The following is a 19330-nucleotide window of genomic DNA, read 5'->3' on the forward strand; positions in this document are numbered from 1 at the left end:
TCTGCCTTTTTAATCATTGTTGGAACTAATGTTGTTTATACAGAGGAGTTGAGAATGTTGGACGTTGTTGACCTTTCTCGCTTGCAGTTTGCTTTAACTGCGTTGTATCACTTCATTTTCGTGCCGCTGACATTAGGTTTGTCATTCGTCCTTGTGATTATGGAAACCATCTATGTGGCGACAGGCAAAGAAGTTTATAAAGATATGACAAGATTCTGGGGGAAGTTATTTGGTATTAACTTTGCCCTTGGGGTGACCACAGGTATCATTATGGAATTCCAATTCGGTACTAACTGGTCTTATTATTCTCATTATGTAGGTGATATTTTTGGTGCGCCATTAGCGATTGAAGCGTTACTAGCCTTTTTCTTAGAATCAACTTTTGTGGGGTTATTCTTCTTTGGTTGGGATCGTTTAACTAAAGGTAAACACTTACTTGCTACATATTGCGTAGCTTTCGGTTCGAACTTATCTGCAATGTGGATTTTAGTTGCTAATGGTTGGATGCAGTCTCCAGCTGGTTCAGAATTTAATTTTGAGACAGTACGTATGGAAATGACGAGCTTCTTAGACCTTTGGCTAAATCCAGTTGCCCAAAGTAAATTCTTGCACACGTTAACAGCAGGTTATTCGACTGGTGCTATGTTTGTATTAGGTATTAGTGCATTCTATTTATTAAAAGGTCGTGATATTGGTTTTGCCAAACGTTCATTCTCTGTTGCGGCAACCTTTGGTTTTATTGCGGCATCAGCTGTGTTAATTATGGGGGATGAATCAGGTTACGACATTGGTAAAGCACAACCTGTGAAATTGGCTGCAATGGAAGCCGAGTTTGAAACTCATCCTGCGCCAGCGCCATTTCATCCAGTTGCAATTCCAAATACTGCAGAAATGAAAAATGATTTTGCGATTGAGATCCCATATTTGGGTGGTTTAATTGCAACGCGTTCTTTAGATACTGAAATTGTTGGTTTAAAAGATATTCAAGCGAAAAATGAAGGTCGTGTTCGTAACGGTATGGTAGCTTACGATTTATTCACGCAATTAAAAGCAGAGAAAAAATCAGCAGGCCACGTAAATCCAGAAACTAAAGCAAAATTTGATGAAGTAAAAGGTGATTTAGGTTTTGGTTTATTATTAAAACGTTACACAGATAAAGTTGTAGATGCAACAGATGAACAAATTAAACAAGCTGCTCGCGATACTATTCCAAACGTAGGTCCTAACTTCTGGGCATTCCGTGGAATGTTAGCTGCAGGTGGTTTAATTATTTTACTGACCTTCGGCGCATTTGTTCAAAATTTACGTAACAAAGTCACTTCTTCTCGCTTATTGCTTAAAGCATTACTTTGGGGTATCCCATTGCCAATCTTAGCAATTGAATTTGGTTGGTTCTTAGCTGAGTCTGGTCGTCAACCGTGGGCGATTTATGAAGTATTACCTGTGGGCGTCTCTGCATCAAAATTAACAACTGGGGATTTATGGTTCTCTATTGGTTTAATTTGTGCGCTTTATCTTGCATTCATCATTGTTGAAATGTATTTAATGTTTAAATATGCACGCTTAGGTCCTAGTGCATTAAAAACCGGTAAATACTACTTTGAGCAATCATCTAAATAAACAGGAGATAAACAATGATTGATTATGAATTTCTACGTTTTATCTGGTGGGTGTTAGTTATTGTATTGTTGATCGGTTTTTCTGTTACCGACGGATTTGATATGGGAGTGACCGCACTTTTACCAGTAACAGGTAAAAAAGAAGTGGAACGCCGTATTATGATCAACTCTATTGCCCCACATTGGGATGGTAACCAAGTTTGGTTGTTAACTGCAGGCGGCGCAGTATTTGCGGCATGGCCAATTGTATATGCAGTTTCATTCTCAGGTTTCTACATCGCTTTAGTATTGGTTTTAGCAGCATTATTCTTACGTCCATTGGGTTTTGAATATCGTGCAAAAATTGATAACCCGACTTGGCGTTCTGTTTGGGATTGGGGACTATTTTCAGGTGGTTTTGTTCCATCATTAGTATTTGGGGTGGCTTTTGGTAATTTATTACAAGGCGTTCCATTCCATTTCAACGAATTGACTCAAGTAACTTATACCGGTTCATTCTTCGAATTATTAAATCCATTTGCATTATTGTGTGGTGTTATTAGCTTATCAATGCTCGTGACTCACGGTGCGAACTGGTTACAAATGAAAACAACCGAAGAATTGCGTGATCGTGCTCGCTCAGTGAGCCAAATCGGTGCTATTGTAACTTTAATTGCATTTGTATTAGCTGGAGCATGGTTATACTTTAAAGAGGGTTATGTAGTAACGAGTGTTGTGGATCATTATGCGCCATCATCTCCAATGAATAAAGAAGTTGCTGTTGAAACTGGTGCGTGGTTTAGAAATTTCAATGAAATGCCAATTCTTTGGATTTTCCCAGTATTAGCAGTAGTTGCTGCATTATTAAATGCGGCATTTTCTAAAGCTAATCGTTGTGGTTTCGCATTCTTTTTCTCTGCATTAACAATGGCTGGCGTGATTATTACTGCTGCAGTATCTATGTTCCCATTTGTGATGCCTTCAAGCTCAAATCCTGAACAAAGTTTGTTAATGTGGGATGCGACATCGAGTGAATTAACATTAACATTGATGTTCTTCTTAGCACTTATTTTTGTCACCATATCGTTGTGTTACACAATTTGGTCCTATACAAAAATGTTCGGTCGTTTAGACGCAAACTTCATTGACGAAAATAAACACTCATTATACTAAGGAGATTAATATGTTATATATAATTTGGGTAGTGGGTGTGTTATTAGCTATATTTGCTAGTGCAAAATTAACTATTGGCAAAGAAACAGCAGGAAAATTTGACGAGTAATATGATTCATTCACTCTATCAATTAATTAATAAGGGTTCGTTTCGAACCCTTTCATTTATTTTAGCGCTAGGATTAACAGCCGTATTTTTCTTTAATGTTGATAATTTTTCAACATTGTTACGAAATGATTCTCCTTGGTGGATTTTGATGATCTTTTGGGGATTGATTACGGCTTGGATTCATGGAATCGGATTTGAAATTAAAAGCGTAATTTGGAAATTAATTTTCTTACCTTATATTGCTTATATCATTATATTGATTAGTGCTGTAGAGCATTTTTATTTACGAGGATGATTTTTTTCTTCGGCATATTGCTTATCTAAAAAACAGGTTCTAAAATATCCGACCTATTGCGGTGGGCAAAGCTTAATAATGTCAGAAAAAACCTTCTATCTTCCCGTTCGAGTGTATTATGAAGATACTGATGCTGGTGGCGTTGTGTATCATGCTCGTTATTTGCATTTTTTTGAGAGGGCTAGAACAGAATATTTGCGAGCGTTAAATTTTACGCAGCAAACTTTATTACAAGAACAACAACTCGCGTTTGTTGTCAAATCGCTCGCTATTGATTATTGCGTTGCGGCAAAACTGGATGATTTACTCACGGTAGAAACAGATGTCATAGAGATAAAAGGTGCAACAATCCTTTTTGAGCAACGACTTATGCGTGATACGGTGATGTTATCAAAGGCTACAGTCAAGGTAGCCAGTGTTCATCTTGGCAATATGAAACCTGTGGCGCTTCCTAAAGAAGTAAAAGCTGCGTTTAACAACCTAAAATAAACTTTTCGGAGTATGCAATGACTGCAGAATTGAATTTTTTAGATCTTTTTCTAAAAGCAAGTATTGTTGTTCAACTTGTAATTGTGATTTTGATTTCATTCTCAATTATTTCTTGGGCAATTATTATTCAACGTAGCCGAATTTTAACGGCAGCTTTAAAAGAAGCGAATACTTTTGAAGACCGTTTTTGGTCTGGTGAGGATTTGAATAAGCTATATGAAGGATTATCAAATCGTCGTGATATTTTAACGGGTAGTGAACAGATTTTCTTTGTTGGTTTCAAAGAGTTTTCTCGCTTGAAACAAGTGAATCCTGATGCGCCTGAGGCGATTATTAAAGGAACTACGCGAGCAATGAATCTTACAATGAATCGTGAAGTTGAAAGCCTTGAAAGTCGCGTACCATTTTTGGCTACAGTAGCTTCTGTTAGCCCTTATATTGGTTTATTCGGAACTGTTTGGGGTATCATGCACGCTTTTATGGCATTAAGTGGCGCTAAACAAGCAACTTTACAAATGGTTGCTCCTGGTATCGCTGAGGCTTTGATTGCTACTGCAATCGGTTTGTTTGCTGCGATTCCGGCTGTAATGGCTTATAACCGTTTAAGTTTACGCGTGAATGCTATCGAACAGAATTATGGTAACTTTATTGATGAATTTACGACGATTTTACATCGCCAAGCTTTCGGCAAAGCACCACACTAAAATATAGAAAAAATACACCGCACTCTTTCGTTAAGTGCGGTGAAAAATAAGAGAGATTTGAATTATGGCTCGTCGTCAGCGTAAAGATATTAAATCTGAAATTAATATTGTACCGTTTTTGGATGTATTATTAGTGCTTGTGTTGATCTTTATGGCAACCGCACCAATTATTAGCCAAAGCGTACAAGTGGAATTGCCGGATTCAGTGCAAAGTCAAAATGTATCTAATGAAGATAAAGTGCCGGTAATTCTTGAAGTTTCAGGGATTGGACAATATGCGATTTCTATTGGCGGAGAACGTCAAGAAGGGTTAACGGAAGAAATGGTGACACAGTTATCTCGACAAGAATTTGATAAAGATAATAACACACTATTTTTAGTGGGTGGAGCTAAGGAAGTTCCCTATGAAGAAGTGATTAAAGCACTTAATCTGCTCCACCTTGCTGGAATTAAATCTGTTGGTTTAATGACAAACCCAATTTAACTAAGTAGGTAACCGTGCAAAATAATCGACAAAAAAAAGGCGCAAATGCATTTGTTATTTCTATAGTGATGCACCTTGTTTTGTTTGGATTGTTGATTGTCAGCTCTTTCTACCATACAGTTGAAATTATGGGTGGTGGCGAAGGTGATGGTGATGCTATGGGGGCAGTAATGGTCGATACTGGCTCTGCAGCGCAAGAATGGGGTAGAATCCAACAACAGAAAAAAGGGCAAGCGGATAAACAGAAACGTCCAGAACCCGTTGTTGAAGAAAAACCGCCACAACCTAATCAAGAAGAGATTAAGCGTCAACAGGAAGTTCAACGACAAGAAGAGTTAAAACGTCAGCAAGAACAGCAACGTCAGCAAGAAATAAAAAAACAACAAGAGCAAGCTCGTCAAGAAGCGTTGGAAAAACAGAAGCAAGCTGAAGAGGCTAAGGCTAAACAAGCTGCTGAAGCTGCAAAATTAAAAGCAGATGCAGAGGCTAAACGTTTAGCTGCAGCAGCAAAACAAGCTGAAGAAGAGGCGAAAGCTAAAGCAGCAGAACTTGCAGCACAAAAAGCAAAGCAAGAGGCAGAAGCCAAGGCAAAAGCTGAAGCCGCTGCTAAAGCAAAAGCTGATGCTAAAGCGAAAGCAGAAGCAGATGCCAAAGCTAAAGCCGCTGCTGATGCTAAGGCAAAAGCTGAAGCCGATGCAAAAGCTAAAGCCGCAGCTGATGCTAAAGCAAAAGCTGATGCAGAGGCGAAAGCTAAGGCTGCTGCCGATGCAAAAGCTAAAGCAGATGCAGCAAAACGAAAAGCGGACCAAGCCAGTTTAGATGATTTCTTAAATGGCGGAGATATTGGTGGCGGTAGTGCATCTAAAGGCGGAAATGCGAATAAAGGTGGAACTCAAGGTAGCGGTGCTGCTCTTGGTTCTGGCGATGGTGGCAAAGTAGGAGATCAATACGCTGGAGTAATTAAGAAAGAGATTCAACGTCGTTTCTTAAAAGATCCAAGTTTTGCAGGAAAAGTTTGTCGTATTAAAATTCAATTGAGTCGAGATGGAACAATCTTGGGATATCAAAAAATTTCAGGTCCTGATGATATTTGTACAGCTGCATTAAGTGCGGTGGCTAGAACGAAAAAAGTTCCAGCAGCCCCATCGGATGCTATCTATGAGAAATATAAATCGCCAATTATTGATTTTGATATTCGATAATTCTTTAGAAAAATTTATTGTTAAATTTTAAAGGTAATAAAATGAAATTATTAAAACGTTTAGTGAGCGTATTAGCGATTGTACTTGCTGTTGCAAACAATGCATTCGCTGATGATGAAGTTCGCATTGTAATTGATGAAGGGGTTGATGGTGCACGTCCTATAGCTGTTGTGCCGTTTGCTGGATCTGCACCAGAAGATATTAGCAAAATTGTTGCTGATGATTTACGTAACAGCGGTAAATTTAATCCTATTGCAGTATCTCAGATGCCTCAACGTCCAACTTCAGCAGCAGAGGTAAATCCTGAAGCTTGGTCTAATATTGGAATTGACGCAATTGTGGTCGGACAAGTTGTTCCATCTGGTAATGGTTATAGTATTACTTATCAATTAATTGACACCGTTGGTGCATCAGGTACGCCTGGAGCGGTATTAATGCAAAATAGCTATACAGTGACAAATAAATGGTTACGCTATGGTGCTCATACTGTTAGTGATGAAGTTTTTGAAAAATTAACTGCGATCCGTGGTGCATTTAGAACTCGTATCGCTTATGTTGTGCAAAAAAATGGTGGTTCACAGCCCTATGAAGTTCGTGTTGCAGACTACGATGGCTATAATCAATTTATCGTAAATCGTAGCTCTCAACCAATTATGTCACCAGCTTGGTCTCCAGATGGTCAACGTTTAGCTTATGTGTCTTTTGAAAATAAAAAATCACAACTTGTTGTACAAGATTTAAATTCTGGTGCTCGTAAAGTGGTAGCATCTTTCCCTGGTCATAATGGTGCACCAGCATTTTCACCGGACGGTTCACGTTTAGCGTTTGCCTCTTCGCAAGATGGACTATTAAATATTTATGTGATGAATTCTCATGGTGGTACACCAACTCAATTAACTCGTGGGGCAGGTAATAATACTGAACCATCTTGGTCACCAGATGGTAGTTCAATTCTTTTTACCTCTGATAGAGGTGGTTCACCACAAGTTTATCGCATGAGTGCGAATGGTGGTAGTGCAACGCCTGTTGGTGGTCGTGGTAGTGCACAAATTAGCGCTGATGGTAAAACCCTTGTGATGATTAATGGAAATAATAATGTAGTTAAACAAGATCTCACATCTGGTGCATCAGAAGTACTTAGTACGTCTTTCTTAGGCGAAAGTCCAAGTCTTTCACCAAATGGAATTATGATTATTTATAGCTCTACACAAGGCCTAGGAAAGGTGTTACAATTGGTTTCTGCAGATGGTCGCTTTAAGGCGAGCCTTCCAGGAAGTAATGGCCAAGTAAAATTTCCAGCTTGGTCGCCATACTTAACTAAATAAAAAAACTCATTGAGGAGAAATCTAATGAACAAATTTGTTAAATCATTATTAGTTGCAGGTTCTGTAGCTGCATTAGCAGCTTGTAGCTCATCTAACAACGATGCTGCAGGCAACGGTGCTGGTCAAACTTTCGGTGGATACTCTGTTGCTGATCTTCAACAACGTTACAACACCGTGTATTTCGGTTTTGACAAATACAACATCGAAGGTGAATACGTTCAAATCTTAGACGCACACGCAGCATACTTAACAGCAACGCCATCAGCTAAAGTATTAGTTGAAGGTAACACCGACGAACGTGGTACTCCTGAGTACAATATTGCGTTAGGTCAACGTCGTGCTGATGCTGTTAAGGGTTACTTAGCAGGTAAAGGCGTAGAAGCAGGTAAATTAAGCACTGTATCTTACGGTGAAGAAAAACCAGCAGTTCAAGGTCACGATGAAGCTGCATACTCTAAAAACCGTCGTGCAGTGTTAGCATACTAATTTTTAGTATTCTTAATACTAATCAGGAACAGGGTCTATCAAATGATAGGTCCTGTTTTATTTTCTGATTATAATTTACTCACTCATAGAAAAAAGATAAATTTATTCTTGCATATAAAAATAAACTAGATATGATGGACACTCTTTATTTTTATGGGTCGTTAGCTCAGTCGGTAGAGCAGCGGACTTTTAATCCGTTGGTCGAAGGTTCGAATCCTTCACGACCCACCAAATAATTACTCATATTACATCTCTAAAATCTAAATCAATACTTCTTCCATGCGTCAGATTATTAGTGTCTATTTATCTTCTATAACTAAGAGTCTTATCATTAAATCCTTTCTAAAAAAAGATTATGAATTGATTATGTTTAGCGGCTTCTATTTAAAATTATTTATATTATTGTTCAAACATTCTCTCTTGCTCTACTCACCCCTCTTTTTTACTGTCCACAATAATCAACAATACTTTCAAAATCCTCTTCTCTATTAATATAAAGAATTCTGGCTCCCTGTATTACTAATTAATATCAGAGTAACTATTTTGAGACTTAAGCTTGCTCTCAATTTCAATGAATTTAAGACTTATAAATAAATTTAATTAAAAAATCCCAACCTAGGTTGGGATTTAAAAATGACTAAAGATTCTACCGCACTTTATGCTTTGCTTACTTCAAAACGTTCAAATGCCAATACTTTTTTCTCTAATTTACGTAGCAATAAAGTCGCAATACCCGTAATAATTAAATAGATGCCTCCCGCAATGCCGTAAATTGTCAGTGCATCATATTCTGTACCATAAAGTTGGCGAGCATAGCCCATAATGTCCATAATTGTAATAGTGGAGGCTAATGCCGTGCCTTTAAATACCAAAATAATTTCGTTACTGTAAGACGGCAAAGCACGTTTTAAGGCATAAGGAATTAAAATTTTTAAAGTTTGTATGCGGTTTAATCCTAATGCTGCACAACTTTCCCATTGTCCTTTTGGAATGGCTTTCACTGCACCATGAAATAATTGTGTGGAGTAGGCTGCACTGTTTAGCGCTAAAGCTAATGCTGCACAGAACCAGGCATTGGATAAGAGATACCATAATGGGCTGTCAATAATCCACTGAAATTGGCCCGGCCCCGCATAAATTAAAAAGAACTGAACTAACAGTGGCGTGCCAGTGAATAAAGTAAGGTATAAATTAATCGCTCTTTTTACCCATTTATTTTCCATTGAAAGTAAAAAAGTGAGAAATAATGCCAAACAGAAGGCAATCTGTAATGATACGACTGTAAGCAACAAACTCGTTGGAATCCCTTGTGCGATCACGCTTAAATATTCTTGAAACATTATTTCACGCCCCTTTCAAAACGAGTAAAACGTAGCTCTAATTTTCGAATACCAACTTGGCTAATTAATGTTACCGCTAAATAAATTAACGCAGCAATACCGTACCAAGTAAAGGGTTGATGTGTATTGGTATTAATCAGATCCGCTTGGCGCATCAAATCGTCCACACCAATCAATGAAACCAATGCTGTATCTTTTAGTAATACAAGCCATTGATTGCTTAAACCTGGTAAGGCATGACGCCATACTTGTGGCATGACAATGTGGATGAACGTATAACTTTTGCTTAAGCCTAACGCCGCACCAGACTCCCATTGACCTTTCGGAATAGCTTGAATTGCGCCGCGTAATGTTTGTGAAGCATAAGCTGCAAAAATGAGAGAAAGCGCAAATACACCGCAGCCAAATGCCCCAAATTCAATGTATTCTCCTGTTAGCATTTCTACTAATTCAGTGGAACCAAAATATACGAGTAATACAACGAGAATTTCAGGTAAGCCACGCAATAAGGCAATGAATACTGCCGTTGGTTTTCCAACAAAACGATTTGCTTCAAGTACGGCAAAAATTAGGCTTAAAAATAACCCTAGGATTAATGAACAGACCGCAAGCCCTAAAGTCATTAGGGCTGCGGTAAACATTAAAGAAAGAAAATCAGAACTCATAGATTATTTTGTCATCCATTTATCATAGATTTTTTGGTATTCACCATTTGCTTTAATTGCAGCTAAACCTTTGTTTAATTGCTCCGCTAATTCTTTATTTGATTTATGCATTGCAATGCCTAAACCATTACCAAAATATTTTTTATTTGCTACCTTTTCGCCTACAAATTGCATTTCTGGTTCTTTGCTAATCATATCTGCAAGTACTGCGGTATCACCAAAAATCATATCAATTCTACCGCTCTTTAAGTCTAAAATTGCGCTCTGTAAGCTAGCATAAGCCTTAGTTGTATATTGTTTGGTTTCTGCTACTGTGTATTGTTGGAATGTGGTTCCATTTTGAACGCCAACATTTTTTGCACTTTCTAACGTTGCTTTTCCTTTAAGGGTTACATAGCTTGCAGTGCTATCGTAATATGCATCAGAGAATAAAACCTGTTTTGCTCTTGCATCGGTAATATCAATAGCGGAAATGGATGCATCAAAGCGTTTTGCTTTTAAATTTGGAATTAATGCATCAAAAGCTTCGCCTTTGAATTTACAGGTTGCTTGGATTTCTTTACAAATTGCATTCGCCACATCGACATCAAAACCAATAATCTCGCCTTTTTCATTTGTGGTTTCAAATGGTGGATAGCTAGGTTCCATTGCAAAAGTAAGCTCTTGTGCGCTTGCTGTTACGGATGCGCCGAATAAAATTGCAGTTAATAATGTTTTTTTCATAATAAAATCCTTATTCTCTAGTGAGAAAGATATTGTTTAAATTGTTCAGTTTTCGGGTTTTCAAAACAATCTGCCGAGCCTATTTCGACAATTTTTCCCTGTTCCATATATACTACTTTCGTTGCTACTTTTTGTGCAACATTGACTTCGTGGGTCACAATCACCTGAGTAATGCCGGTTTCTTGTAATTCTTTAATAATATCTACAACTTGTGCCGTAATTTCAGGATCCAATGCAGCCGTTGGTTCATCAAATAGTAGAACTTGTGGCTTCATCATCAGTGCGCGGGCTATTGCAACACGTTGTTGCTGACCGCCTGATAAGTGTAATGGAAAGCGATCTGCAAATTGTTCTAAACGTAAACGTTTTAACAACTCCATTGCATCTGCTTTGGCTTCATTTTCACTTACGCCACGCACTTTCATTGGCGCTTCAATTAAGTTTTCAATAACAGTTAAGTGCGGCCAAAGGTGATATTGTTGAAATACCATTCCTACATCTTGGCGTAATTGTCGGATTGCTTTGGGATTTGCCATTGCATTGGATAAATTAAAATCATTATTTGCAATACTTAATTCGCCAGATTTTGGTACTTCTAATAAATTTAATGTGCGAATCAATGTGCTTTTACCTGCGCCACTTGGGCCAAGCAATACAACGGTATCACCCTCATTAGCTTCAAGATTAATATCAAATAATGCTTGAGATGAACCGTAAAAGAAATTTAGATTTTTAACACGAATAGTCATTTCAATTTTCTCGTCTTTTAAGATGAAAAAATATTACATTTTTATGAATAATTATGCAAGTGGTGTGAATAAAAAATCCCAAAAAAATTTGGGATTTTAGAAATTCGATTGAAATCAACCGCACTTTAAGCTTCTTTAGCCATTTCAAACTCAATTAACATCATTAAAATATGAATGACTTTGATATGGATTTCTTGAATACGATCTGCATAACGGAAATGTGGTACACGGATTTCAACATCTGCTAATCCAGCCATTTTTCCGCCGTCTTTACCTGTCATCGCAATAACTTTCATGCCTTTTGCTTTTGCAGCTTCAATGGCGTTTAAAATGTTTTTTGAATTGCCAGAGGTTGATAAACCGAATAACACATCACCTTTTTGACCCACCGCTTCAACATAGCGTGAAAAGACATATTCATAACCAAAATCATTACTTACACAGCTTAAATGACTTACATCTGAAATCGCAATAGCGGGGTAGCCAGGACGATTTTCACGATAACGACCCGTTAATTCTTCTGCAAAATGCATCGCATCACAGTGCGAACCGCCATTACCACAAGAAAGCACTTTGCCTCCTTGTTTGAAGCTATTTGAAATTAATAATGCGGCTTCTTGAATTAATTTAATGTTATTTTCATCAGAAATAAATTTGTTTAACACATCTTGTGCTTCCACAAGTTCTGCTTTGATTTGCTCTAAATACATTGATTGCTCCTTGTTGGGAATAAAATCGCGATGGCATTGTATAGCAGATAAACATTCTTCGCTAGCGTAAATAAAAATTCATCTTTTCCCGATGAAGTGATGATTTTTGCGATTTAGATCGTAATAGTGAATTTGCGTGCTTTTAGATTATTTCAGATACACTTATTCTGAGGAAAATGAACAGTACTAAAATTTACAAAAATATCATGAAATTTTACTGCACTTTATTACTTTTCTTCGTGAGTTCTTTTACTTTGTCTAGCCCAGATTTAATGCTTCTTCATACTTACGATAATCAATCAATAGAAGGTTGGGTCATGTCTGAAAAATTAGATGGTGTACGAGGTTATTGGGATGGAAAGCAATTATTAACCAGGCAGGGGCAACATTTATCTCCTCCAGCCTATTTCATTAAAGATTTTCCGCCTTTTGCGATTGATGGTGAACTATTTAGTGAGCAGAATCATTTTGAGGAAATTTCATCAATCACAAAATCCTTTAAAGGCGATGGTTGGGAAAAACTTAAATTATATGTTTTTGATGTCCCTGATGCAGAAGGCAATTTATTTGAGCGTTTAGCTAAATTGAAAACGTATTTACTTGAACATCCAACAACTTATATTGAAATTATTGAACAAATTCCAGTGAGAGATAAAGCGCATTTATATGAGTTTCTTAATCAAATAGAATCTTTGAAGGGGGAAGGCGTCGTTGTTCGAGATCCTAATGCACCTTACGAACGAAAACGTAGCAATCGGATTTTAAAATTAAAAACGACTCAAGATGAAGAATGTACGGTCATTGCACACCATAAAGGCAAAGGACAATTTGAAAATATGATGGGCGCTTTAACCTGTAAAAATCATCGGGGAGAATTTAAAATCGGTTCGGGTTTTAATTTAAGCGAACGAGAAAATCCCCCTCCGATAGGATCTGTGATTACTTATAAATATCGAGGTCTCACGAGTCGTGGAAAACCTCGATTTGCAACCTATTGGAGAGAGAAAAAATGAGCCTATTTATAAATCTGACAAAATGAATTTAATCAATATGGAAACAAGCGATTAATTTGCCATCAGTATATTGTTCCAAGTGCGGTTGATTTTCACGACATTTTTCTGTCGCTTTCCAACAACGAGGATTAAATGCACAGCCTTTAGGTGGATTAATCGGACTTGGCAATTCGCCCGTTAGCTTTATACGTTCACGGCGCAAGTTTGGTGACAAACGTGGCGTTGCTGAAAGTAACGCTTTGGTATAAGGATGTTGAGGATTAGAGAAAATTTGTTCTGTTGTTCCTTTTTCGACACAACGACCTAGATACATTACCATCACTTCATCAGCGATATGTTCTACCACAGAAAGATCGTGTGAAATGAACACGTAAGACAAGCCTAATTCATCTTGTAAATCCATCATTAAATTGAGTACTTGCGCACGCACGGAAACATCCAATGCAGAAACAGGTTCATCGGCAACAACAACATCGGGATCTAACATTAAACCACGAGCGATGGCGATACGCTGACGTTGTCCGCCAGAGAACATGTGAGGATAACGATCATAAAATTCAGCACGCAACCCTACTTTTTCCATCATTGATAAAACTGTTTCTCGACGTTCTTTGGCAGAAAGTTTTGTATTGATGATCAATGGTTCTTCCAAAATTGAACCAATTTTTTTACGTGGATTTAATGACGCATAAGGATTTTGGAAAACTATTTGAATTTTTTTACGACGTAGCGCCTTTGTTTCGGAATCATTTTCTAAAAAATTGTGCCCTTTGTAATACAATTCGCCTTCGGTTGGTTGTTCAATCATGGTTAGCAAACGCCCTAGCGTTGATTTTCCACAACCTGACTCCCCCACGATAGCTAAAGTTTTACCTCGTTTAAGCTGAAAAGAGACACCATCTAACGCTTTTACTTGCTGTGGTTTTGCAAACAAGCCTTTTCTTACAGGGTAATATTTTTTTAAGCCAATCGCATTTAATAATGGCGTATTTTCTTTTACTTCATTCGTCATTATTAAGCTCCTTGATATTCAACAGGATTGCCTTGCTCGTTCAGCGGAGTATGGCATTTTACTTTACGTGAACCGATCTGATGTAATAGAGGTTCGACTTGGCGGCAATATTCAGTGGCATAAGGACAGCGAGGATTTAATAAGCAGCCTGTTGGGCGATCGTATTTTCCAGGTACCACACCTTGTAACGACGCTAAGCGAGATTTTCCTTCTGCAAATTCAGGTAATGAGCGTAACAAGGCCTGAGTGTAAGGATGTTTTGGCTCGCGGAAAATATCTTTTGCGGTGCCTTCTTCAACGATTTGTCCCGCATACATCACGATAATTCGATCTGCAGCTTTAGCAACAAGCGCAAGATCATGGGTAATCAAAATCAGTGACATGCATTCTTTTTTCTGCAATTCGAGTAAGAGCTCCATAATTTGTGCTTGAATGGTTACGTCCAATGCAGTAGTTGGCTCGTCAGCAATCAATAATTTAGGTCTGCAAGCTATTGCCATCGCAATCATCACACGCTGACTCATTCCGCCAGAAAGCTGATGGGGATAAACATCAATCCGAGATTCAGGATCAGGAATACCGACCAATCTTAAAAGCTCTAAAGTGCGGTCTTTTCTTGCCTTTTTTGTACCGCCTTCATGAGTTTTTAACGCTTCCATAATTTGGAAACCCACAGTATAAGCTGGATTCAAGCTTGTCATTGGATCTTGGAAAATCATCGCAACATCAGCACCAATAAGCTGGCGTTTAGCTTTACTCTCTAAAGTGAGTAAATTTGTGTTTTCAAATTGCAAGTATTCTGCAGATACACGTCCTGGATGATCAATTAGCCCCATAATTGCGAGAGAACTCACAGATTTACCTGACCCCGATTCTCCCACAATGCCAAGCACTTCACCTTGTGCGACTTGATAGCTGATGCGATCCACTGCTTTAAATGGCGTATTTTTATCGCCAAAGTGAACAGAAAGTTCTTTTACGTCTAATAATGCCATTCTGTTTTCCTATTGTTTGAGTTTCGGATCAAGTGCATCACGCAAGCCATCACCCATTAAGTTAAAGGCGAGCACTAAAGATAAAATAACTAAGCCAGGAATTGTAACCAACCAGTTTGCTGCTTGCATAAAACCACGTGCTTCTGAAAGCATTGTGCCAAGCTCAGGTGTCGGTGGTTTTGCTCCAATGCCTAAGAAACCAAGTGTTGCGAGTTCTAAGATTGCATTAGAAATCCCCATCGTCATTTGCACAATCAAGGGTGCTAAACAGTTGGGTAAAATCACAATAAACATGAGGCGAAGAACACCTGCGCCAGCGACTTTAGAGGAGGTGACATAATCACGATTTTTTTCATTCATCACCGCTGCTCGAGTTAAACGCACATAGCTAGGAATTGATACAACGGCGATCGCTAAAGTGGCATTGGCGAGTGATGGCTCTAAAATAGAGACGACTACAATCGTCAAGAGTAAGTTTGGAATCGCGAGCATAATATCAATTAGGCGAATAATAATTGTATCTAGCACACCGCCATAATAGCCAGAAATCAAGCCAAGGCTAGTACCAAAGGCGCAGGATAGCAATACGATAACAAATCCCGCAAAGACAGAAATTCGCGTTCCGTAAATGATGCGAGAAAGGATATCTCGCCCAATATCATCTGTGCCGAGTAAATAGGCCGGATTGCCTCCTTCATACCAAGAGGGAGGAAGTAAAAGTGCGGTACGATTTTGTTCTGTTGGATCAAAAGGCGCAATATAAGGTGCGAAAATGCTGATTAAGGCAACAATCACAATAAAGGTTAAACCGATTAGCGCGCCTCGGTTTTGTTTGAAGTAAAACCAAAATTCTTGTAAGGGCGTTTTCGGCGCGAAAGTTGAAGGCGTGTCAGACATAATCTCTCCCACAATTAATGACGGATACGCGGATTGACCACGCCGTAAAGTAAATCGACGGTTAAATTCACCACAATAATAATTGTCGCAATAATCAGTACAGAACCTTGTAATACCGGATAATCGCGCGCTTGAATCGCATCAATAATCCATTTTCCAATTCCCGGCCATGAAAAAATGGTTTCTGTGAGTACGGCACCGGAAAGCAATTGACCAATGATTAATCCGACCACAGTGACAACAGGAATTAACGCATTACGCAATGCATGAACAATGACGATTCGAGTATAACTTAGGCCTTTTGCTTTTGCCGTGCGAATGTAATCTTCGCCTAATACTTCCAACATCGCAGAGCGTGTCATACGAGTAATAATAGCCAAAGGAACTGTGCCTAGGACGATTGCAGGAAGAATTAATGATTTAACTGCATTTTCGAAGGCGCCTGGCATACCAGAAAGCCAGCTGTCAATGAGCATAAATCCTGTTGGTGTATCGATCCAAAATTCATTATCTAAACGTCCGCCTTGCGGTAAACCGAGTTGTGGTGAAACGTATAAAATTAAAATCAATCCCCACCAGAAAATTGGCATAGAATAACCTGTGAGCGATGCAGCTGTAACCGTGTGAGAAATCCAACTATCTTTTTTTACTGCTGCAATCGTCCCTAAAATCACCCCGCCTAATAACGACCAAAATAACGCAAAAAATGCTAATTCAGCTGTGGCAGGGAAAAGTGTAAAAAATTCAGTAAGAACAGATTGTTGAGTGCGGAATGATGCCCCAAAATCACCTTGTAGCACTTTAGCAATATAATGAAAATATTGTTCATGCAAAGGAAGATCTAATCCTAATTGATGCATCATTTGTTGATGTATTTCAGGTGTTAAGCCACGTTCCCCCATCATTATTTCAACTGGATCGCCAGGAATAAAATGCACAAGGGCAAACGTGATAAAAGTAATGGCAATAAAAGTTGGAATTACCATTAAGATACGTTTGAAGAAAAATTTAAACATTCAATCACTCAAATACAAAAAAAGTGCAGTTAAAATTCACCGCACTTTTCAAAGAAATTAATCGGTAGAAGTAAAACTCTCTTGGATTCTACCGCACTTTTTCCAGTTTTGCCAAATGTGCAATGAGCCATTTAATGCCTTGCGCTTGGAAGGCAATTTGGAGGCGAGTATTGTTATCTGAGCCTTCAACATTAATGACTGTGCCAAAACCGAATTTTTCATGTTTGACTTTTTGACCCATTTTCCATTCATTTTCGACCGCACTTGTATTAGACAATGAACCGACTTTTGCTAGATTCATAGCGCGAGTAACTGTTCCTCGTAAACGAATTTCTTGGATACATTCTCTCGGTAATTCTGCGATAAAGCGTGATGGCAAATGGCGTTCTTCTTTTGCATATAACCGACGGCTTTCCGCATAAGAGATGGTCAGTTTTTTCTTCGCTCGAGTAATGCCGACATAAGCTAAACGACGTTCTTCTTCTAAACGTCCAGGTTCCTCAAAAGAACGGAAACTTGGGAATAAACCTTCTTCTACGCCAACCATAAATACACGAGGAAATTCTAAGCCTTTAGCGGAGTGTAATGTCATCATTTCTACACAAGATTGATGCGGAGAGGCTTGTTCTTCCCCAGCTTCTAAAGAGGCGTGAGTTAAAAAGGCGGTGAGTTCCGTCATATCTTCTGCATCATCAGGTTTGATGAATTCACGGGTTGCGGTAACTAACTCTTCCAAGTTTTCAATACGCACTTCACCTTTTTCACCTTTTTCTTGTTTATACATTTCATATAAACCCGAATGTTTAATCACAAAATCAGTTTGTGCGAAAAGCGGCATTTCTGCGGTATCAAGTTGTAGTGAATTAATTAATTCCTGGAAACGTAATAATGCTGTTGAGGCTCGCCCAGCCAACATATTTTCTTGTGTTGCGACTTGTACTGCTTGCCATAAGGTAATTTGGCGTTCGCGTGTTAAGTTACGCAATATATCTAAAGTGCGGTCGCCAATGCCACGGGTGGGCGTATTAATTACACGCTCAAAAGCGGCATCATCTTGACGATTATTAATCAAACGAAGATAGGCCAAAGCATCTTTAATTTCTTGGCGTTCGAAGAAACGCATACCACCATAAATACGATATGGAATTTGACAACGAATTAAGGCTTCTTCAATAACGCGTGATTGGCTATTACTACGATAAAGTACAGCACAATCATCCAGTTTTCCACCATGTTCTACCCAATCTTGAATTTGTGAGGCAACAAATTTAGCTTCGTCCAATTCATTAAAGGCGGCATAGATGCCTACAGGATCGCCTTTTTCACCCTCTGTCCATAAATTTTTACCAAGACGATCACTATTATTAGCAATCAATTCATTTGCGCTGTTTAGGATATTGGCGGTAGAACGATAGTTTTGTTCAAGGCGGATTGTTTCCGCTTTGAAATCTTTCAAGAATTTTTGAATATTTTCGATTTGTGCGCCACGCCAACCATAAATAGATTGATCATCATCACCTACGATCATGACTTTGCCTGTTTCTCCTGCGAGAATTTTGATCCATTTATATTGAATTTTATTGGTGTCTTGAAATTCATCCACCAAAATATGCTGAAAACGTTGTTGATAACGTTGCAAAATTAATGGTTTTTTCTCAAATAATTCATAGGCCCGAATTAATAATTCAGCAAAATCGACCAATCCTGCGCGATCGCAGGTGTCTTGATAGATCTTATAGATTTTAATCCATTCACGCTCCTGACGATCATTAAAATCTTCAATATCGTTTGGGCGCAAGCCTTCATCTTTTTTGTTATTGATGTACCAACAAGCCTGTTTAGGAGGAAAAGCTTTTTCATCAAAATTATGTAATTTTAATAACCGTTTAATTAAACGAAGTTGATCTTCTGAATCCAAAATTTGGAAATCTTGTGGCAATCCTACATCTAAATGATGAGCTCGCAATAAACGATGGGCAATGCTGTGAAAGGTTCCAATCCACATACCAAATAATTGATGTTGGGCGTGTTTGGCAAGTGTTGCTTGAATACGATGACGCATTTCTGCTGCCGCTTTATTGGTAAACGTCACCGCCATAATACTGCCTTCAGAAATATTTTCTACCGCAATTAACCAAGCGATGCGGTGCGTCAATACACGCGTTTTACCAGAGCCTGCACCAGCTAGCACTAAGTGATTACCTAGAGGAGCAGCTACGGCTTCGCGTTGTTTATCGTTAAGTCCGTCAAGTAATTCAGAAATATCCATAACAATTAAACTGTTCAAATTTACAGTTATTATAATCCTATTTCTCTTTTGAAACAATAAGATTTGTAGGTATATC

20 protein-coding genes and 1 tRNA gene are annotated in these 19330 nt (G+C 38.4%); 11 read left to right on the forward strand and 10 right to left on the reverse strand.

Annotated features, from left to right (window positions below; all coding sequences use genetic code 11):
- Positions 1–54 precede the first annotated feature (54 nt).
- From KP710_RS04735 to KP710_RS04780, 10 genes are all read left to right on the forward strand, one after another.
- Complete coding sequence (locus KP710_RS04735; RefSeq protein ID WP_111407601.1) at positions 55–1620, forward strand: cytochrome ubiquinol oxidase subunit I; 1566 nt, start codon at positions 55–57, stop codon at positions 1618–1620.
- A gap of 14 nt (positions 1621–1634) precedes the next feature.
- Positions 1635–2771 carry a cytochrome d ubiquinol oxidase subunit II gene (gene cydB, locus KP710_RS04740; protein ID WP_111407602.1) on the forward strand — a complete coding sequence of 379 codons (1137 nt, stop codon included), beginning with the start codon at positions 1635–1637 and terminating at the stop codon, positions 2769–2771.
- 110 nt (positions 2772–2881) lie between these two features.
- Positions 2882–3175, forward strand: a complete 294-nt coding sequence (ybgE, locus tag KP710_RS04745; protein ID WP_111407603.1) for a cyd operon protein YbgE — start codon at positions 2882–2884, stop codon at positions 3173–3175.
- Between the two features lie 78 nt (positions 3176–3253).
- Positions 3254–3664, forward strand: a complete 411-nt coding sequence (gene ybgC / locus KP710_RS04750) for a tol-pal system-associated acyl-CoA thioesterase (protein ID WP_111407604.1) — start codon at positions 3254–3256, stop codon at positions 3662–3664.
- 17 nt (positions 3665–3681) lie between these two features.
- Entirely contained in the window at positions 3682–4368 is a 687-nt protein-coding gene (gene tolQ / locus KP710_RS04755) for a protein TolQ (RefSeq protein ID WP_111407605.1), read from the forward strand.
- Positions 4369–4432: 64 nt separating this feature from the next.
- Positions 4433–4852, forward strand: coding sequence for a colicin uptake protein TolR (tolR, locus tag KP710_RS04760; protein ID WP_005634116.1), 420 nt, complete (start codon positions 4433–4435; stop codon positions 4850–4852).
- Positions 4853–4866: 14 nt separating this feature from the next.
- Positions 4867–6054 (forward strand): cell envelope integrity protein TolA, encoded by a 1188-nt coding sequence (tolA, locus tag KP710_RS04765; protein ID WP_140450230.1) that lies wholly within the window; start codon positions 4867–4869, stop codon positions 6052–6054.
- Between the two features lie 41 nt (positions 6055–6095).
- Positions 6096–7379, forward strand: coding sequence for a Tol-Pal system beta propeller repeat protein TolB (tolB, locus tag KP710_RS04770; protein WP_111407607.1), 1284 nt, complete (start codon positions 6096–6098; stop codon positions 7377–7379).
- A gap of 24 nt (positions 7380–7403) precedes the next feature.
- Positions 7404–7865, forward strand: coding sequence for a peptidoglycan-associated lipoprotein Pal (gene pal, locus KP710_RS04775; protein WP_048953946.1), 462 nt, complete (start codon positions 7404–7406; stop codon positions 7863–7865).
- A 155-nt stretch (positions 7866–8020) separates the two neighbouring features.
- Positions 8021–8096 (forward strand) — tRNA-Lys (locus tag KP710_RS04780).
- 425 nt (positions 8097–8521) lie between these two features.
- Here the strand turns inward: KP710_RS04780 and artM are convergent.
- The 5 genes from artM to lpcA form a co-directional block, all read right to left on the reverse strand.
- Entirely contained in the window at positions 8522–9205 is a 684-nt protein-coding gene (gene artM / locus KP710_RS04785; protein ID WP_111407608.1) for an arginine ABC transporter permease ArtM, read from the reverse strand.
- Positions 9205–9870, reverse strand: a complete 666-nt coding sequence (gene artQ, locus KP710_RS04790; protein WP_048952864.1) for an arginine ABC transporter permease ArtQ — start codon at positions 9868–9870, stop codon at positions 9205–9207. The genes artM and artQ overlap by 1 nt, the downstream gene beginning before the upstream one ends.
- A 3-nt stretch (positions 9871–9873) precedes the next feature.
- Positions 9874–10593: a lysine/arginine/ornithine ABC transporter substrate-binding protein gene (locus tag KP710_RS04795; RefSeq protein ID WP_046950422.1), complete on the reverse strand. Its 720-nt coding sequence runs from the start codon at positions 10591–10593 to the stop codon at positions 9874–9876.
- 17 nt (positions 10594–10610) lie between these two features.
- A complete protein-coding gene (artP, locus tag KP710_RS04800; protein WP_048952863.1) occupies positions 10611–11342 on the reverse strand; it encodes an arginine ABC transporter ATP-binding protein ArtP in 732 nt (243 codons plus the stop codon).
- 125 nt (positions 11343–11467) lie between these two features.
- The gene (lpcA, locus tag KP710_RS04805; protein WP_065265332.1) at positions 11468–12052 is read right to left on the reverse strand and encodes a D-sedoheptulose 7-phosphate isomerase; all 585 of its coding nucleotides are present in this window, start codon (positions 12050–12052) and stop codon (positions 11468–11470) included.
- A 206-nt stretch (positions 12053–12258) separates the two neighbouring features.
- Here lpcA and KP710_RS04810 point away from each other — a divergent pair, with 206 nt between their 5' ends.
- Positions 12259–13065, forward strand: a complete 807-nt coding sequence (locus KP710_RS04810) for a DNA ligase (RefSeq protein ID WP_111407609.1) — start codon at positions 12259–12261, stop codon at positions 13063–13065.
- A 28-nt stretch (positions 13066–13093) separates the two neighbouring features.
- Here KP710_RS04810 and KP710_RS04815 read toward each other — a convergent pair whose 3' ends face one another.
- The 5 genes from KP710_RS04815 to uvrD form a co-directional block, all read right to left on the reverse strand.
- The gene (locus KP710_RS04815; protein WP_111407610.1) at positions 13094–14077 is read right to left on the reverse strand and encodes a peptide ABC transporter ATP-binding protein; all 984 of its coding nucleotides are present in this window, start codon (positions 14075–14077) and stop codon (positions 13094–13096) included.
- Positions 14078–14079: 2 nt separating this feature from the next.
- Positions 14080–15072, reverse strand: a complete 993-nt coding sequence (gene dppD, locus KP710_RS04820) for a dipeptide ABC transporter ATP-binding protein (RefSeq protein WP_111407611.1) — start codon at positions 15070–15072, stop codon at positions 14080–14082.
- A 9-nt stretch (positions 15073–15081) separates the two neighbouring features.
- Positions 15082–15969, reverse strand: coding sequence for an ABC transporter permease subunit (locus tag KP710_RS04825; protein ID WP_111407612.1), 888 nt, complete (start codon positions 15967–15969; stop codon positions 15082–15084).
- 14 nt (positions 15970–15983) lie between these two features.
- Positions 15984–16985 (reverse strand): ABC transporter permease subunit, encoded by a 1002-nt coding sequence (locus KP710_RS04830; protein ID WP_164994225.1) that lies wholly within the window; start codon positions 16983–16985, stop codon positions 15984–15986.
- 88 nt (positions 16986–17073) lie between these two features.
- Positions 17074–19254, reverse strand: coding sequence for a DNA helicase II (uvrD, locus tag KP710_RS04835; protein ID WP_111407613.1), 2181 nt, complete (start codon positions 19252–19254; stop codon positions 17074–17076).
- Between the last annotated feature and the right edge of the window lie 76 nt (positions 19255–19330).

The organism is Haemophilus sp. SZY H35, from assembly GCF_018829705.1.
GTDB classification, from domain to species: domain Bacteria; phylum Pseudomonadota; class Gammaproteobacteria; order Enterobacterales; family Pasteurellaceae; genus Haemophilus; species Haemophilus haemolyticus_K.

Coding starts and splice junctions, on each gene's coding strand:
- KP710_RS04735 (WP_111407601.1), top strand. CDS start 55: ATGTTGGACGTTGTTGACCTTTCTCGCTTGCAGTTTGCTTTAACTGCG.
- cydB (WP_111407602.1), top strand. CDS start 1,635: ATGATTGATTATGAATTTCTACGTTTTATCTGGTGGGTGTTAGTTATT.
- ybgE (WP_111407603.1), top strand. CDS start 2,882: ATGATTCATTCACTCTATCAATTAATTAATAAGGGTTCGTTTCGAACC.
- ybgC (WP_111407604.1), top strand. CDS start 3,254: ATGTCAGAAAAAACCTTCTATCTTCCCGTTCGAGTGTATTATGAAGAT.
- tolQ (WP_111407605.1), top strand. CDS start 3,682: ATGACTGCAGAATTGAATTTTTTAGATCTTTTTCTAAAAGCAAGTATT.
- tolR (WP_005634116.1), top strand. CDS start 4,433: ATGGCTCGTCGTCAGCGTAAAGATATTAAATCTGAAATTAATATTGTA.
- tolB (WP_111407607.1), top strand. CDS start 6,096: ATGAAATTATTAAAACGTTTAGTGAGCGTATTAGCGATTGTACTTGCT.
- pal (WP_048953946.1), top strand. CDS start 7,404: ATGAACAAATTTGTTAAATCATTATTAGTTGCAGGTTCTGTAGCTGCA.
- artM (WP_111407608.1), bottom strand. CDS start 9,205: ATGTTTCAAGAATATTTAAGCGTGATCGCACAAGGGATTCCAACGAGT.
- artQ (WP_048952864.1), bottom strand. CDS start 9,870: ATGAGTTCTGATTTTCTTTCTTTAATGTTTACCGCAGCCCTAATGACT.
- KP710_RS04795 (WP_046950422.1), bottom strand. CDS start 10,593: ATGAAAAAAACATTATTAACTGCAATTTTATTCGGCGCATCCGTAACA.
- artP (WP_048952863.1), bottom strand. CDS start 11,342: ATGACTATTCGTGTTAAAAATCTAAATTTCTTTTACGGTTCATCTCAA.
- lpcA (WP_065265332.1), bottom strand. CDS start 12,052: ATGTATTTAGAGCAAATCAAAGCAGAACTTGTGGAAGCACAAGATGTG.
- KP710_RS04810 (WP_111407609.1), top strand. CDS start 12,259: ATGAAATTTTACTGCACTTTATTACTTTTCTTCGTGAGTTCTTTTACT.
- KP710_RS04815 (WP_111407610.1), bottom strand. CDS start 14,077: ATGACGAATGAAGTAAAAGAAAATACGCCATTATTAAATGCGATTGGC.
- dppD (WP_111407611.1), bottom strand. CDS start 15,072: ATGGCATTATTAGACGTAAAAGAACTTTCTGTTCACTTTGGCGATAAA.
- KP710_RS04825 (WP_111407612.1), bottom strand. CDS start 15,969: ATGTCTGACACGCCTTCAACTTTCGCGCCGAAAACGCCCTTACAAGAA.
- KP710_RS04830 (WP_164994225.1), bottom strand. CDS start 16,985: ATGTTTAAATTTTTCTTCAAACGTATCTTAATGGTAATTCCAACTTTT.
- uvrD (WP_111407613.1), bottom strand. CDS start 19,254: ATGGATATTTCTGAATTACTTGACGGACTTAACGATAAACAACGCGAA.